Origin of the sequence: Thermus caliditerrae (assembly GCF_021462525.1) — a bacterium.
GTDB classification, from domain to species: Bacteria; Deinococcota; Deinococci; order Deinococcales; family Thermaceae; genus Thermus; species Thermus caliditerrae.
Map to the genome: position 1 here is coordinate 222,712 of NZ_JAKEDT010000001.1, position 15,465 is coordinate 238,176.

The following is a 15,465-nucleotide window of genomic DNA, read 5'->3' on the forward strand; positions in this document are numbered from 1 at the left end:
AACCCGGGGGATTTTTGCAAGGGAGGGAGCATGGGAAAAACGCTTTACGAAAAAGTCTGGGAAGCGCACGAGGTCAGGAAGCTCCGAAGCGGGCAAAGCCAGCTTTTCATCGACCTGCACCTCCTCCACGAGGTAACGAGCCCCCAGGCTTTCGGGATGCTGAAGGACCTGGGGCTCAAGGTGCGCTACCCCCACCGCACCTTCGCCACCGTGGACCACATCGTCCCCACCCACGACCGCACCGAGCCCTTCCAGGATCCTCTGGCCCAGAGCATGTTGGAGGCCCTCCGGCAGAACACCAAGGAGCACGGGATCACCTTCTTTGACCTGGGAAGCGGGAACCAGGGGATCGTGCACGTGATCGGCCCCCAGCTGGGCCTGACCCAGCCCGGCATGACCATCGCCTGCGGGGATTCCCACACCTCCACCCACGGGGCCTTCGGGGCGGTGGCCTTCGGCATCGGCACCAGCCAGGTGCGGGACGTACTCGCCACCCAGACCCTGGCCGCCAGCCGGCTCAAGGTGCGGCGCATCAACGTGGAGGGGAGGCTCGCCCCCGGGGTCTACGCCAAGGACGTGATCCTGCACATCATCCGCCACCTGGGGGTGAAGGGGGGGTTGGGCTACGCCTATGAGTACGGGGGAAGCACCGTGGAGGCCATGGACATGGAAAGCCGCATGACCCTTTGCAACATGTCCATCGAGGGCGGGGCCCGCATCGGCTACGTGAACCCCGACGAGACCACCTTCGCCTACCTGGAAGGCCGCCCCTATAGCCCCAAGGGGGCGGAGTGGGAGGAGGCCAAAAAGCGTTGGAAAAGTTTCGCCTCCGATCCCGACGCCCATTATGACGACGTGGTCACCTTCCGGGCCGAGGAGATCCCCCCCACGGTCACCTGGGGCATCAACCCCGGGCAGGCGGTGCCCATTGACGGTAGGATCCCCCTCCTGGAGGAGCTTCCCGAGGAAGAGCGCCCCGTGGCGGAAGAGGCCTTGGCCTACATGGGCCTGAAGCCCGGCCAGCCCATCAAGGGGGTGCCCATCCAGGTGGCCTTCATTGGGAGCTGCACCAACGCTAGGCTTTCGGACCTCCGGGAGGTGGCCCGCTTCCTGAAGGGCCACAAGGTCAAGAAGGGGGTTAGGGCCCTGGTGGTGCCGGGCTCGGAGTGGGTGGCCCAGAAGGCCGAGGAGGAGGGCATCGCCGAGGTCTTCCGCGAGGCGGGGTTTGAGTGGCGGAACCCGGGGTGCTCCATGTGCCTGGCCATGAACCCGGACCGCCTGCAAGGGGACGAACTGGCCGCCAGCTCCTCCAACCGCAACTACAAGGGGCGCATGGGAAGCCCCAGGGGGCGCACGGTCCTCATGAGCCCCCTGATGGTGGCAGCGGCGGCGGTGACGGGCGAGATCGCGGACGCCCGCGAGGTGTTTGGGATTGGGAGGTAAGCCATGCTGGAAAAGTTCACCACCATCCGCGGTAAGGCGGTGCCCCTTAGGGGCGAGGACATCGACACCGACCGCATCATCCCCGCCCGCTTCATGAAGGCCCTCACCTTTGAGGGCTTGGGCCAGTATCTCTTCTACGACGAGCGCTTTGACGAAGGGGGCAACCCCAAGCCCCACCCCCTGAACGACCCCCGGTACCGAGGGGCCACCATCCTCCTGGTGGAGGCGGGGTTCGGCTCCGGCTCCAGCCGGGAACACGCCCCCCAGGCCATCAAGCGGGCCGGGTTCAAAGCCCTCATCGGGGAAAGCTTCGCGGAGATCTTCTTCGGCAACGCCACCGCCATCGGCCTCCCCTGCGTGACCCTGGCTCCGGAGGACCTGGAGGTGCTCTTCCAGGCGGTGGAGAAGGACCCGGCCCTCGAGGTGGAGGTGGACCTCCTGGCCAAGGAGGTGCGCTTTGGGGACCGCACCGCCCCCCTCTCCATTCCCGAGGCCGCCCGGGAAGCCCTGGTGGAAGGGCTTTGGGACCCCATCGGGGAGCTTTTGGAAGCCGGGGAGCTTCTGGACGAGTTTGACCGCAGGCTCCCCTACCCCAGGAGGGCGGAATGAAGCTGGCGGTCCTGCCGGGAGACGGCATCGGCCCCGAGGTGACCGAAGCCGCCCTAAAGGTGCTCCGGGCCCTGGACGAGGGCCACGGCCTGGGCCTCGTCTACGAGGTCTACCCCTTCGGCGGGGCGGCCATCGACCAGTTCGGCGAGCCCTTCCCCGAGGTTACCCGCAAGGGGGTGGAAGGGGCGGAGGCGGTGCTCCTGGGGAGCGTGGGGGGGCCCAAGTGGGACAACCTTCCCCGCAAGATCCGCCCGGAAACCGGGCTTCTCGCTTTAAGGAAAAGCCAGGACCTCTTCGCCAACCTGCGCCCCGCCAAGGTCTTCCCCGGCCTGGAAAGGCTTTCCCCTTTGAAGGAGGAAGTGGCCCGGGGGGTGGACTTGCTCATCGTGCGGGAGCTCACCGGGGGCATCTATTTCGGGGAGCCCCGGGGGATGTCGGAGGCCGAGGCCTGGAACACCGAACGCTACTCCCGCCCTGAGGTGGAGCGGGTGGCTAAGGTAGCCTTTGAAGCGGCCAGGAAGCGTAGGAAGCACGTGGTGAGCGTGGACAAGGCCAACGTCTTGGAGGTGGGGGAGTTCTGGCGCAAGACGGTGGAGGAGGTCCACCAAGGCTACCCCGAGGTGGCCCTGGAGCACCAGTACGTGGACGCCATGGCCATGCACCTGGTGAAGAACCCGGGGCGCTTCGACGTGGTGGTCACGGGGAACCTCTTCGGGGACATCCTCTCCGATCTGGCCTCGGTGCTTCCCGGCTCCTTGGGGCTTCTCCCCTCCGCCTCCTTGGGGCGGGGCACCCCGGTTTTTGAACCGGTGCACGGCTCCGCCCCGGATATCGCCGGGAAAGGCATCGCCAACCCCACCGCCGCCATCCTCTCCGCGGCCATGATGCTGGAGCACGCCTTCGGCCTGGTGGAGCTGGCAAGGAGGGTGGAGGACGCCGTGGCCCAGGCCCTCCTGGAGGCCCCCCCGCCGGACCTGGGGGGCAGCGCGGGCACGGAAGCCTTCACAAGGGAGGTCCTCCGCCATCTAAAATAGGGAAAATGCTCCGCCACCGCTTCACCGCCGAGGACTTCCACCGCATGCACGAGGCCGGCATCCTCCCCGAGGACGCCCGGGTGGAACTGGTGAGGGGGGAGATCTTCATCATGAGTCCGGTGGGCAAGCGCCACATGGCGGCAGTCAAACGGCTTATGGATCTCCTTTTTCCCCTGCAGCAGGCGAGGAAAGCCCTTCTGCAGGTGCAAGATCCTCTGAGGCTTTCCCCGGAAAACGAGCCCCAGCCCGACCTCGCCCTCCTCGCCTACCGGGAAGACTTCTACCGCGACAAGGTGCCTGAGGCCCGGGATGCCCTCCTGGTGGTGGAGGTGGCGGACACCTCCTTGGACTACGACCTGAACGTCAAGGTGCCCCTCTACGCCCAGGCTGGGGTGCCGGAGGTCTGGGTGGTGGACCTGGCCCGGGACCGGGTGCACGTCTTCCGCAGGCCCGCCGGGGAGGGCTATGGGGAGCGGGAGGCCCTCGAGGAGGGCGAGCTGGAGGTGCTGGGGCTCAAGGTCCCGGTGAAGGAGGTCCTGCCGTGACCCGCCACAAGATCTCCCTGGAGGAGTTCCACCGCATGGTGGAGGCCGGGGTCTTCCCCGAGGGCTTGAGGCTGGAGCTGGTGGAAGGAGAACTTATGGAGATGAGCCCCATCGGCAAGCGCCATGCGGCCAAAGTGGCCCGGCTCACCGCCCTCCTCGCCCCCCTGGTCCCAGAAAAGGCCATTCTCTTTGTGCAAAGCCCCTTGGTGGTGGGGGAGTCGGAGCTCTACCCCGACCTCGCCCTCCTGCCACCCCGGCCCGACTTCTACGAGGAAAGGCTACCGGAAGGGAAAGACGCCCTTTTGGTGGTGGAGGTCTCCGACACCTCCCTCCGCCACGACCTGGGGGTGAAGGTGCCCCTCTACGCCAAGGGAGGCGTGCCCGAGGTCTGGGTGGTGGACCTGGAAGGCAGGCGGGTTCTGGTGCATAGGGAGCCCAAGGAGGGAGGCTACAAGGAGGTGAGGGCCCTAGGGCCGGGCGAGTCCCTGAGCTTTATGGGGGTGGGGATCCCCGTGGAGGTCCTGCTATGAGAAAGACCCTGATCCTCACCGGGGCAAGCCGCGGGATTGGAAAGGCCCTGGCCCTGGAGCTGGCCAAGGCGGGCTACCACCTGGTGCTGAACGCCCGCTCGGAGAAGCCCTTGCTGGAGGTTCTGGAGGCGGTGCGGGCTTTAGGGGTAAGGGCCGAGGCGGTGGCGGGAAGCGCGGGGAAGGCCGAGGTGGCGGAGGCCCTGGTCAAGAAAGCGGAAGCCCTGGGGGGCTTTTACGGGTACATCCACAATGCCGGGGTCCTGCACCCGGGGCCCTTGGTCTACGAGATCGCCGAGCCCCTCTTCCTGGAAGTGCTGGAGGCCAACCTCCTGGCAGGCTACCAGCTGGCTCGCTTCGCCTACCCCCTCCTGCGGCCCCAGGGGGAAGGTCTGGCGGTCTATGTGGGCTCCGGGGCGGCAGAGTCTAACCTCCCCGGCATCGGGGCCTACGCGGTGGCCAAGGCGGCGGAGGAGCACTTGGCCAAACAGCTTGCCGCCGAGGTGCCGGAAGTGAGCTGTTTCGTCTACCGCCCTGGGGTGGTGGAGACCGAGATGCAACGCCAGGCCCGGGAGGCCCAGGGGAGCGCCGCCCCCGTGCTCCACCGGGTTTTCAGAGGGTACAAGGAGGAGGGCTACCTCCTCACCCCGGAACAGGCCGCCCAGGCGCTGGTGCGCCTTTTGCCGCGGGCGCGCCAGTTCCACGGGAAGACGGCATCCTGGAGGGACGCATGAGATCCGACCGCATCAAGAAGGGACTGCAGCAAGCCCCCGCCCGCTCCATGCTTCGGGCGGTGGGGGTAGGGGACGAGGACTTCGCTAGGCCCTTCGTGGGGGTGGTGAACACCTTCACCGACGGCATGCCCTGCAACTACCACCTGCGGACTTTAGCCCTGGACGTGAAGGCGGGTCTTAGGGAAGCTGGGGTCTTCCCCTTTGAGTTCGGGGCCCCGGCCATCTCCGACGGCATCAGCATGGGCACCCCCGGCATGCGGGCGAGCCTGGTGAGCCGCGAGGTCATCGCCGACAGCGTGGAGCTTGTGGCCCAAGGCTACCTCTACGACGGCATGGCGGTCCTCTCCGCCTGCGACAAAACCATCCCCGGCGGGGCCATGGGGGTGATCCGCAGCGGGGTGCCGGGCATGGTCCTCTACGGGGGGACCATCGCCCCCGGGGAGTGGGGAGGAAGGAAGCTCACCATCGTTTCCGTGTTCGAGGCGGTGGGGCAACGGGCCGCAGGGAAGATCACCGACGAGGAGCTTCTGGCCATCGAAAAGCACGCCATCCCCGGCCCGGGGGCCTGCGGCGGCCAGTATACCGCCAACACCATGGCCATGGCCCTCGAGGCCCTGGGCCTCTCCCCCGTGGGCTACAACGCCATCCCCGCCGTGCACCCGGAAAAGGCCAAGGCCACCCGGGAAGCGGGGCGCATCCTGGCCGAGGCCATTGAACGGGACTGGAAGCCCAAAGACTTCCTCACGCGGAGGAGCTTCCTCAACGGCATCGCCGCCGTGGCCGCCACCGGCGGGAGCACCAACGCCGTGCTCCACCTCCTGGCCCTGGCCAAGGAGGCGGGGGTGGAGCTCTCCTTGGACGACTTTGACCGGGTGTCCCGCAACACCCCGGTCATCGCCGACCTCCGCCCTTGGGGCACCTACACCGCCTGGGAGCTCTACGAGGCAGGGGGCACCGCCTTGGTCTTCCGAAACCTCCTGGAAGCAGGGCTTCTTTACGGGGAGGAAAGGACCCTCACCGGCAGGACCCTGGCCGAGGAGGTGGAACGGGCCTACCGGGAAACGGAGGGGCAGCAGGTGGTCTTCCCCGTGGGGCGCGCCTTAAAACCTCAGGGGGGGCTGGTGGTCCTCAGGGGCAACCTGGCCCCCAGGGGAGCGGTCTTGAAACTGGCCGGCACCGAGCGCACCTTCTTTGAGGGCCCGGCCCGGGTCTTCGACTCCGAGGAAGCCGCCATGGAGAAGGTGCTTAAGGGGGATATCCGCCCCGGGGACGTGCTGGTCATCCGCTACGTGGGACCCAAGGGGGCGCCGGGCATGCCGGAGATGCTCTCCGTCACCAGCGCCCTGGTGGGGGAAGGCCTGGGCCCGGAGGTGGCCCTCCTCACCGACGGCCGCTTCTCCGGGGGCACCCGGGGCCTCATGATCGGCCACATCGCCCCCGAGGCCTTCGTGGGCGGGCCCATCGCCCTCCTGGAGGAGGGGGACCGGGTGCGCATCGACGTGGAAGGGCGCCGCCTGGAGGTCCTCCTGCCCGAGGAGGAGCTGGAAAGAAGGCGGGCCCGCTGGCAGCCCCGCTCCCCTGCCTTCACCAAGGGCCTTTTCGCTCGCTACGCTGCCCTGGTGCGCCAGGCGGACGAGGGAGCGGTCCTGGAAGACCCCCTCTAATACCACCCCGCCTTGGCCCAAGCCAAGGCGGGGGCCCCAGCAAGGGCTCTACGGCCGCTTTACTTGCTCGGGGGTGAGATTCAGTCCCCGGCCCTTTTGCACCTCTTCCGGGGTGAAAGGCTCCCCTTTAGCCCCGAGGACGGCCTTAAGGTGGTTCAGGAGAGCGGCGAGCTCCTCGTTCTTGAGCTGGGCGAAGCCAGGCATCAGCCCCGCCTCGCCCTTCTTGCCGTAAAGGACCACCAAGACCAGGTAACGCCGCCCCTCGGGGGTGGCGAGGAGGGCGGCTACCCCCTGGAGGGACGGGTAGGGCCGCACCCCCTGGGCCTTCTCCCCGTGGCAGACGGCACAGGTCCGGCTCCACAGCCCCTCCACCCCCTGGGCCGAGGCCGCGGAAAGCCCCAAGGCCAGGAAGAAGACGAGGGGAAGAAGCCTTTTCATGGGCCCAGTATAGCCCCTGTCCTAGCCCCCTGCCTTTAGCGGGCCTTCACCTCGGTCCAGACCCGGTCAAAGAGGGCGATGTCTGGGCCCAAATCCTTCAGGTACTCCATCTTGGCCCGCGCCTCCTGTGGGGGGAAGACCGTGGGGTCTTGGCGCATCTCCTCGGGCAGGAGGGGCACCGCCGCCGCCACCGGGGTGGCGTACTGGGTGTACCGGGAAAGGGCGGCGGCGTTTTCCGGCTGGAGAAGGAAGTCCACGAAGCGGTAGGCCAGCTCCTGGGCCGGGCCTCGCTTCAGGACCACCAGGGCGTCGGTCCACAGGGTGCCGCCCTCCTTGGGGAGGGCGTAGCGGAGGCGCTCGTCCTCCTGCCGGGCCTGGAGCACGTCCCCCGAGTAGGCCAGGGCAAGGGCGGCATCCCCCGCCAGGATGCGGTTCAGGGCCTCCACACCCCCGGCGAAGCCCACGGAGCGCCGCTTGGCCTCTATGAGGAGCGCCTTGGCCTTCTCCAGGGCCTGGGGGTCGGTGGTGTTCACCGAATAGCCCAGGTACTTCAAAGCGGCCCCGATGGTCTCCCGCATCTCGTCCAGGAGGAGGAAGGGGCCCACCTGCTGGGCCGGGTCAAAGAGCACGGCGTAGGAGTCCACGCTCCCCTTCACCAGGTCCTCCCGGTAGGCCAGGCCGGTGGTGCCCCAGAGGTAGGGAACGGAGTAGGTGAGGCCGGGGTCGTAAGGGGGATCCTGGAAGAAGGGATCTAGGTTTTTAAGGCCAGGGAGCCTCGCCTTGTCCAGGGGCACGATGAGCCCCTCCCGGGCCATCTGCAGCACGTAGTAGTCCGGAGCCACCACCAGGGAGAACTCCTGGTCCGCCCCCGCCTTCAGCTTGGCCAGCATGGCCTCGGGGGACTCAAAGGTGTCCAGGACCACCTTGGCCCCGGTTTCCGCCTCGAACTTCTTCAGGAGCTCCTCTGGGATGTAGTCCGCCCAGTTCAGGAAGTAGAGGGTAGCTCCCGCCTTAGCCTCTTTGGGGCGCAGGACGAGGAAGCCCACGACCACCAGCAAAAGCAGCACGACCAGGATGCCCGCTCGCTTCATACCCGCCTCCGGCTAAGAGCATACCCGAGGGCCAGGAAGAAGGCGCTGAGACCCACGATAAGGGTGGAGAGGGCGTGGACCTTGGGGCTCACCCCCAGCTTCACGCTGGAGTAGATGTAAAGGGGCAACGTGGTGGCCCCGGGCCCCGCGGTGAAGAAGGTGACCACGAAGTCGTCCAGGGAAAGGGTGAGGGCAAGGAGGGCCCCCGCCGCCACCCCCGGCCAGGCCAAGGGCAGGGTCACGTACCAAAAGGTCTGGAAGCCCCTGGCCCCCAGGTCACGGGCGGCCTCCTCGAGGGCCGGGTCCAGGAGGAGGAGCCTGGAGCGGACCACCAGGGTCACGAAGGCCACCTGGAAGGTGATGTGCCCCAGGATCACCGTGAGGAGGGAGAGCTTGGGAAAGCCCAAGGCCTCCCGGGCAAAAGCAAAGAGGAGGAGGAGGGAAACCCCCATGACCACGTCCGGCACCACCACCGGGATGTAGAGGAGGTAGCGCAGGAAGCCCTTCCCGGGAAAGCGGTAGCGCACCAGGCCCAAGGCCAGGAGGGTGCCCAGGACCGTGGACACCAAGGTGGAGACGAAGGCCACGGTGAGGGTGTTCAGGAAGTACTCCAGCACCCTGGGATCCTGGAAGAGGGCCCGGTACCAGTCCAAGGTGAAGCCGGTGAAGCGCACCCCCCGGCGGCTCTCGTTGAAGGAAAGGGCCACGATGACCAGGATGGGGAGGTACAAGAAGGCGTAGACCAGGAGGGCGTGGAAGGAAAGGAGGCGCCTCATACCAGCTCCTCCAGCCCCCTTTCCCCCTGGATGCGGGCGTAGAGGTAAAGGGAAAGGAGGACAAAGCCCATGAGGAAGACGCCTAAGGCCGCCCCAAAAGCCCAGTCCCGCGTCACGCCGAACTGCTGCTGGATGAGGTTGCCGATGAGGACCACCCGCCCCGCCCCCAGGAGGTCCGCCACCACAAAGGTGCCCATGGCGGGGATGAAGACCAGGACGCTTCCCGCAAAAAGCCCGGGGTAGGTCTGAGGCAAGACCGCATGCAAGAAGGCCCTAACGGGCCTCGCCCCCAGGTCGTAGGCGGCCTCCAGAAGCTGCCAGTCCAGCCTTTCCACGCTGGCGTAGACCGGAAACACGAAGAAGGGCAAGAAGGTGTAAACGGTGGTCAAGAGCACCGCAAAGAAGGAGGGATAGAAGGCGTAAGGCCCGAGGCCGAAAGCCCCTAGGAAGGCGTTCAAGAGCCCCTCCCGCTGCAGGAGGACCAGCCAGGCGTACACCCGGATGAGGAAGTTGGTGAGGAAGGGCAGGAGGAGAAGGAAGAGGAGGAGGTCCCGCTTGGGGTGGCGGGCGATGTAGAAGGCCAGAGGGTAGCCCAGGAGGGCGGAGAGGAGGGTGGACAGGGCCCCCACCAGGAGGCTTTGGGCGAAGGCCTCGAGGTAGAGGGGCTCCAGCACCCGGGCGTAGTTGTGGAGGCCCAAGGGCCCCGAGAGCTCCCCATAGGGCCCCCGGGTGAGGAAGGAGGCCACGAGGACCAAAAGGGTGGGCAGGAGGACGAAAAGGAGAAGCCAAAGCCCCCCAGGCCCTACGGTGACCAAAACCCGGAAGAAGCGCTGGAAGGGGGTGGCGGCCTCATTCATGGACCACCACCAGGTTCTCTGGGGGAAGGTAGCAGAGCACCTCCTCCCCGTAGGCGAACTCCTCGGCCCCCGGCTCCTGCAGGTCCTGGTTCAGGGTGTAGGCCAGAAGCCTTACCTCTCCTGCCCGCAGGTAGTACTGGTTCTCCGCCCCCGTGTAGACGATCTCCTCCACCCTAGCCCGCACCAGGTTCTCCCGGGCAGGCACCCCGTTCCCCAAGGGGTAGAGGCGGATCTTCTCCGGCCGGATCACCAGGAGGGCCTCCCGGGAAAGGGGCTCGCGCAAGCGTAGTGGCCCCAGGGGGGTTTCCGCCCCTTGGGGGTGAGGCCTGGCGGGAAGGAGGTTGGAGCGCCCCAAGAAGTCAGCCACGAAGCGGTTTTTGGGCCGCTCGTAGACCTCGTCGGGGAGGCCCAGCTGCTCGATGCGCCCAGCCCGCATGACCGCAATGCGGTCGGACATGACCAAAGCCTCCTCCTGGTCGTGGGTCACGAAGATGAAGGTCTTGCCCAGGCGCCTCTGGAGCTGCATGAGCTCCACCCGGAGTTCCTGGCGGAGCTTAAGGTCCAAAGCGGAAAGGGGCTCGTCCAAAAGGAGCACCTCGGGCTCCAGCACCAAGGCCCGGGCCAGGGCCACCCGCTGCCGCTGCCCGCCGGAAAGCTCCCTAGGGTAGCGCCTCTCCAGCCCCAGGAGGTCCACGAGCTCCAGCGCCCAGGCCACCTTCCTCTGCACTTCCGCCTGGGGCAGGCCCTTCATGCGCAGGCCAAAGGCCACGTTGGCCTCCACGGTCATGTGGGGGAAGAGGGCGTAGTTCTGGAAGACGGTGTTCACCGGGCGGTCGTAGGGGGGCACCCCCGCCATGTCCTTTCCGGCGATCTCGATGCGCCCGGCATCCGGGGTGTCAAACCCCGCCAGGAGCCTAAGGAGCGTGGTCTTCCCGCAACCCGAGGGCCCCAGCAGGCTGAAGAACTCGCCCCGCCTGACCTCGAGGTCCACCCCGTCCAAGGCCACCACGCCCCCAAAGCTCTTCCTCACCCCGGAAAGGCGCACGAGCACGTCCGCGGCCACGGGGCCTAGTTTAGCAGGGATGGCCTCTGCAACAAGAGTACCCTCAAGGGTGACTCACGTCCAAATCAAAGGAAGCATACCTGATAAGATTTCCCCTTCTGGCCAGCACACGCAACGTATGGGTTCCTGGAGGCGCCACCGTTTCCACCCTCACAAAAAAGTCAGCGGTGGTGTAGGGCGCGCGCACCCTGACCACCACACCCCCTCCAGAAACCCATGGGGGAGGAGTATCCGCTTCCTTTCCCGCCAAGCCCAGGTACACCTCCCCGGAAAATCCCCCTTGTGGACGCAGGATCACGAGAAGTTGCCCCGTTTCCCCTGGCGAAAGGCGCAAAACTGGAGGCGTGACCTCGAGGTCCAGGTCCGGCACTTGCCCACTGCAACCCAGCAACGCCACAAGAAGCGCAGTGAACCATGCCCTCATAAACCCCTCCTATGGAGCCGCACGGTCTCGGTGCACCAACAACACCAGCCCTAACGACAAAAGGGTGGCCATGAGGCTAGACCCCCCGTAGGAGAAAAGGGGCAGGGTGAGGCCGGTGACGGGCATTACCCCCAGGGCCACCCCCAGGTTCACCAGCACCTGGAAGCCCAGCATACCCCCCACCCCGGCGATGAAGAGGCGGTCCGCAAGCCGGGGGCACTCCAGGGCCAGGCCCAAAAGGCGGGTGAGCCAAAGAGCGTAGAGGGCTAAGAGGGCCAGGGTGCCCACGAAGCCCCACTCCTCTGCCCAGACGGCGAAGACGAAGTCCGTGTGGCGGAAGGGGACAAAGCCCAGCTGGGTCTGGGTGCCCTGGCCGTACCCCTTGCCGAAAAGCCCTCCCGAGCCGATGGCGATGGTGGACTGTATCACCTGGAACCCCTGGCCCAAGGGGTCGCGGTAGGGGTCCAAGACGATGAGCACCCGCTCCCGCTGGTAGGGCTTCAGGTTCGGCCAGACCACCGTGGGCACCAAAAGGGCCAGGGCCAGCACCCCCACCAGGAGGTGCTTCCAGGGCAGGCCCCGCACAAAAAGGACGGCCAAGGTCCCGAAGAGCACCACCAGCGTGCCTCCCAGATCGGGCTGGAGCAGAAGAAGCGCCGCCACCGGGGCCACGAAGAGCCCAGGGAAGAGGTAGTCCCAGACCCGGACCACCGAACGGCCTTCCAAGAAGCGGGCCAGGGCCAACACCAACCCCAGCTTGGCCAGCTCCAGGGGCTGGAACTGCAAGGGCCCCAAGACGAACCAGGCCTTAGCCCCGTTGATCTCCTTGCCCACGGCTAAGACCGCCAAGAGTAGCACCAAGGAGAGGGCGTAAAGGGGGTAGGCCAGGGCGAACACCGCACGCCGGGAGAGGAACTGCACCCCCACCGCCAGCAGAAGGCCCAAGGCAAAGGCCGTGATCTGGCGCGGCAGGAGGCTGGGGTCGGGCGCCGCACTTTTCAGGTTGAAAAACCCTAGGACCAGGATGGTCAGGGCGAGGAGGACGAAGCCCCAGTCGTAGGCCAGGAGATTGGGCCGCCTCAAGACCATGGGGCTAGCGCAAGGGGATGTCCGCCACCAGAACCATCTTCTCCCCCCGCTCCTCCAGGGCCACGGAAAGCCCTTCTTCTTGAGCGGGGAAGTAGCGGCGGAGGACCTCCAGGAGGTCCCGCTTCAGGCTCTCCACCAAACCCGGGGAGAGTTTGGCCCGGTCGTAGGCCAGCACCAGCTTGAGCCTTTCCTTGGCCTTATCCTTGCTCTTTCTGCGCCACCACATCAGCGACCCCCGAAGAGCTTGCGGATCACCGCCAGAAGGCCCTGGGCCTCCTCCAGGTTGCGGAAGGGCACCTCTTCCCCCCGGATCCTGCGGGCGGTTTCCAGATAGGCCACCGCCGCCGGGCTGGTGCCCTTCAGGACCAAAGGCTCCCCCTGGTTGGTGGAGATGAGGACCTGCTCGTCCTCGGGGATGATGCCGATGGGCTTGAGGCCTAAGATCTCCACCACGTCCTCCACCGAGAGCATATCCCCCCGGGCCACCATCTTGGGCCTTAGGCGGTTGATGATGAGGAAGTTTTCCCGAATCTCCCGGGCCTCGAGGAGGCCGATGATGCGGTCGGCGTCCCGGACGCTAGAGACCTCGGGGTTCACCACCACCAAGGCCCCTTCCGCCGGGGCGGCGGCGGTCTGGAAGCCCTTCTCGATGCCGGCAGGGGAATCGATGAGAACCCGATCGAAGCCCTCCTCCGTGAGGAGGCGCTGCACCAGCTCCCGGAACCGGGCGGCGTCCAGGGCCTCCTTGTCCTTGGTCTGGGAGGCGGGGAGCAGGAAGAGGTTCTCCACCCGCTTGTCGCGGATGAGGGCTTGGCGCACCTTGGCCCGCCCCTCCAGGACGTCGATGAGATCGAAGACCACCCGGCCCTCGAGGCCCATCACCACATCCAGGTTGCGGAGGCCCACGTCCACGTCGATGACCGCCACCTTCTCCCCCAGCTTGGCCAGAGCCGCACCCAGGTTGGCGGTGGTGGTGGTCTTCCCCACCCCGCCCTTACCCGACGTCACCACTATGGCTTTCGCTTTCACCGCACGCCCTCCTGCGCCACCTCCAATACCTGCTCCAATTCGCGTAAAAACTCCAAAACCCGCTTACCCCGCGGGGTCAGGGTGTATTCTACCCGGGGCGGCACCTCGGGGTAGGCCCGCCGCTCCACGAACCCCAGGAGGTGAAACTCCCTTAGCCGCTCTGCCAGGGTGCGGGGGGAGAGCACCAATAGGCTTTCCAGGTCGGAGAAACGGGAGGAACCCCGGCTCAAGGCAAAGAGGACCTCCGGAGCCCCGCGCCGGGCCAGGACCTTAAGCACCTTGCGGGCGTTCTTGGAGAGGGCCATGGCCTAATGCTATCAAAAGCGGGCGTAGCTATGTCGCCCAAAAGCAAAAGCGCCCCGCGCCTTGTCCCAAACCCCCAAGGCCGCTATCCTGAGGGGGCATGAAGGAGGTCCGGCCCGACTGGAAGGACTACCTGGCCCTGGTGCTGGCGGCCTACAGCCTCCTTTTACCCCCCATTTTCCTGGTTTTGGGGGTGCTCTTCCTCTTCCTACTCCTGGTGCGGATTTTCCTGTAAAACTAAAGCATGGAAGGCCTCTTTGAGTCCTTACCGGAAGGCTACCGGGAACGGCTGGGCCGCCCGGGGGAGTACCCCTTTACCCGGGGCATCTACCCCCGGATGTACCTGGACAGGCTCTGGACCATGCGGCAGTATGCGGGGTTTTCTACCGCGGAGGAGTCCAACGCCCGCTACCGATACCTCCTGGCCCAAGGGCAGACCGGGCTCAGCGTGGCCTTTGACCTCCCCACCCAGCTGGGCCTGGACCCCGACCACCCCATGAGCGTGGGGGAGGTGGGCCGGGTGGGGGTGTCCATCGCCACCCTCGAGGACATGCGCAAGCTCTTTAGCGGCATCCCCCTGGACCGGGTTTCCACCAGCATGACCATCAACGCCCCCGCCATGATGCTCCTGGCCCTCTACCTCCTGGTGGCCGAGGAACAGGGAGTTTCCTGGGACAAGGTTTCCGGGACCGTGCAGAACGACATCCTCAAGGAGTACTTCGCCCGGGGCACCTACATCTACCCTCCCGGGCCCTCCATGCGCCTGGTGACGGACATCTTCGAGTTTTGCGCCCAGCGGGTGCCCAAGTGGAACACCATCTCCATCTCCGGCTACCACATCCGCGAGGCGGGGGCCACGGCGGCCCAGGAGATCGCCTTCACCCTGGCGGACGGCAAGGCGTACGTGCGGGCCGCTTTGGAGCGGGGCCTGGAGGTGGACGCCTTCGCCCCCCGGCTCTCCTTCTTCTTCGCCGCCCACGGGGACATCCTCGAGGAGGCCGCCAAGTTCCGCGCCGCCAGAAGGCTTTGGGCCCGCATTATGCGGGAGGAGTTCGGGGCCAAGGACCCCAAGAGCTGGATGCTCCGCTTCCACACCCAGACCGGAGGCTCCACCCTCACCGCCCAAGAGCCCCTCAACAACGTGGTGCGCACCGCCTACCAGGCCCTGGCGGCGGTGCTGGGGGGCACCCAGAGCCTCCACACCAACGCCTACGACGAGGCCTTGGGCCTGCCCACGGAGAAAAGCGCCCTTCTCGCCCTGCGCACCCAGCAGATCCTGGCCTTTGAAAGCGGGGTCACCCGGGCCGTGGACCCCTTAGGGGGAAGCTTCTACGTGGAGCACCTCACGGACCAGCTGGAGAAGGAAGCGGAAAGGCTTATCCAGGAGATCGATGCCCTAGGAGGCGCAGTGGCCGCGGTGGAGGCAGGATACTTCCAGCGGGCCATCGAGGAGTCGGCCTGGCAGTTCCAGAAGGAGGTGGAGGAGGGACGGCGGGTCATCGTGGGGGTGAACCGCTTCGCTGACCCCAACAGCCCCCTCAACGAGCCCACCCCGGTGCAGCGCATCGACCCCGAGCTCCACGAAAGGCGCAAGCGGGAGCTGGCCGAGTTCAAGGCCAAGCGGGATGGGGAAAGCGTGCGGGTGGGCTTGGAGAACCTGCGCCAGGCCGCCAGGGGGAGCGAGAACCTCTTCCCCTACGTGCTGGAAGCCTTCCGCCGCCGGGCCACCTTGGGGGAGGTCTGCGGGGTCCTGCGGGAAGAGTGGGGGGAGTACCAGCCAGGGAGGTAAGAAGGCCCTGCCTGGGCTCCGTCAGGGCGAGAACCTCCGCAGGGGACCTT

General features: G+C 66.7%; 18 protein-coding genes. 9 read left to right on the plus strand and 9 right to left on the minus strand.

Annotated features, from left to right (window positions below; translation table 11 throughout):
- The first annotated feature begins 30 nt into the window (after positions 1–30).
- From leuC to ilvD, 7 genes are read left to right on the plus strand one after another with little or no spacing between them, the layout of a single operon-like run.
- Entirely contained in the window at positions 31–1,443 is a 1,413-nt protein-coding gene (gene leuC / locus L1088_RS01165; protein WP_234553369.1) for a 3-isopropylmalate dehydratase large subunit, read from the plus strand.
- Between the two features lie 3 nt (positions 1,444–1,446).
- Positions 1,447–2,052, plus strand: coding sequence for a 3-isopropylmalate dehydratase small subunit (gene leuD, locus L1088_RS01170; protein WP_234553370.1), 606 nt, complete (start codon positions 1,447–1,449; stop codon positions 2,050–2,052).
- Positions 2,049–3,086 (plus strand): 3-isopropylmalate dehydrogenase, encoded by a 1,038-nt coding sequence (gene leuB, locus L1088_RS01175; protein ID WP_234553371.1) that lies wholly within the window; start codon positions 2,049–2,051, stop codon positions 3,084–3,086. Before leuD ends, leuB begins: the two co-directional genes overlap by 4 nt.
- A gap of 5 nt (positions 3,087–3,091) precedes the next feature.
- Positions 3,092–3,631, plus strand: a complete 540-nt coding sequence (locus tag L1088_RS01180) for a Uma2 family endonuclease (RefSeq protein ID WP_234553372.1) — start codon at positions 3,092–3,094, stop codon at positions 3,629–3,631.
- Entirely contained in the window at positions 3,628–4,161 is a 534-nt protein-coding gene (locus tag L1088_RS01185) for a Uma2 family endonuclease (RefSeq protein ID WP_234553373.1), read from the plus strand. The genes L1088_RS01180 and L1088_RS01185 overlap by 4 nt, the downstream gene beginning before the upstream one ends.
- Positions 4,158–4,892 carry an SDR family NAD(P)-dependent oxidoreductase gene (locus L1088_RS01190; RefSeq protein WP_234553374.1) on the plus strand — a complete coding sequence of 245 codons (735 nt, stop codon included), beginning with the start codon at positions 4,158–4,160 and terminating at the stop codon, positions 4,890–4,892. Before L1088_RS01185 ends, L1088_RS01190 begins: the two co-directional genes overlap by 4 nt.
- Positions 4,889–6,556: a dihydroxy-acid dehydratase gene (ilvD, locus tag L1088_RS01195; RefSeq protein WP_234553375.1), complete on the plus strand. Its 1,668-nt coding sequence runs from the start codon at positions 4,889–4,891 to the stop codon at positions 6,554–6,556. The genes L1088_RS01190 and ilvD overlap by 4 nt, the downstream gene beginning before the upstream one ends.
- Before the next feature lie 48 nt (positions 6,557–6,604).
- Here ilvD and L1088_RS01200 read toward each other — a convergent pair whose 3' ends face one another.
- From L1088_RS01200 to L1088_RS01240, 9 genes are all read right to left on the minus strand, one after another.
- Complete coding sequence (locus L1088_RS01200) at positions 6,605–6,994, minus strand: c-type cytochrome (RefSeq protein WP_234553376.1); 390 nt, start codon at positions 6,992–6,994, stop codon at positions 6,605–6,607.
- Positions 6,995–7,029: 35 nt separating this feature from the next.
- Complete coding sequence (locus L1088_RS01205) at positions 7,030–8,085, minus strand: polyamine ABC transporter substrate-binding protein (protein ID WP_234553377.1); 1,056 nt, start codon at positions 8,083–8,085, stop codon at positions 7,030–7,032.
- Complete coding sequence (locus L1088_RS01210; RefSeq protein WP_234553378.1) at positions 8,082–8,861, minus strand: ABC transporter permease; 780 nt, start codon at positions 8,859–8,861, stop codon at positions 8,082–8,084. Before L1088_RS01210 ends, L1088_RS01205 begins: the two co-directional genes overlap by 4 nt.
- Positions 8,858–9,718, minus strand: a complete 861-nt coding sequence (locus L1088_RS01215; RefSeq protein WP_234553379.1) for an ABC transporter permease — start codon at positions 9,716–9,718, stop codon at positions 8,858–8,860. Before L1088_RS01215 ends, L1088_RS01210 begins: the two co-directional genes overlap by 4 nt.
- Entirely contained in the window at positions 9,711–10,781 is a 1,071-nt protein-coding gene (locus L1088_RS01220; protein ID WP_234553380.1) for an ABC transporter ATP-binding protein, read from the minus strand. The genes L1088_RS01215 and L1088_RS01220 overlap by 8 nt, the downstream gene beginning before the upstream one ends.
- A gap of 433 nt (positions 10,782–11,214) precedes the next feature.
- Positions 11,215–12,294, minus strand: coding sequence for a rod shape-determining protein RodA (gene rodA, locus L1088_RS01225; protein ID WP_234553381.1), 1,080 nt, complete (start codon positions 12,292–12,294; stop codon positions 11,215–11,217).
- Positions 12,295–12,298: 4 nt separating this feature from the next.
- A complete protein-coding gene (gene minE / locus L1088_RS01230) occupies positions 12,299–12,520 on the minus strand; it encodes a cell division topological specificity factor MinE (RefSeq protein WP_038047258.1) in 222 nt (73 codons plus the stop codon).
- Positions 12,520–13,323 (minus strand): septum site-determining protein MinD, encoded by an 804-nt coding sequence (minD, locus tag L1088_RS01235; RefSeq protein WP_038047260.1) that lies wholly within the window; start codon positions 13,321–13,323, stop codon positions 12,520–12,522. Before minD ends, minE begins: the two co-directional genes overlap by 1 nt.
- Entirely contained in the window at positions 13,320–13,628 is a 309-nt protein-coding gene (locus L1088_RS01240; RefSeq protein WP_234553382.1) for a winged helix-turn-helix transcriptional regulator, read from the minus strand. The genes minD and L1088_RS01240 overlap by 4 nt, the downstream gene beginning before the upstream one ends.
- 98 nt (positions 13,629–13,726) lie before the next feature.
- Between L1088_RS01240 and L1088_RS12400 the strand changes: the two genes are divergently transcribed.
- Entirely contained in the window at positions 13,727–13,861 is a 135-nt protein-coding gene (locus L1088_RS12400) for a hypothetical protein (RefSeq protein WP_267960886.1), read from the plus strand.
- Positions 13,862–13,870: 9 nt separating this feature from the next.
- On the plus strand, positions 13,871–15,415 hold the full coding sequence (locus L1088_RS01245) for an acyl-CoA mutase large subunit family protein (protein WP_234553383.1): 1,545 nt from the start codon (positions 13,871–13,873) through the stop codon (positions 15,413–15,415).
- Positions 15,416–15,465: the final 50 nt, after the last annotated feature.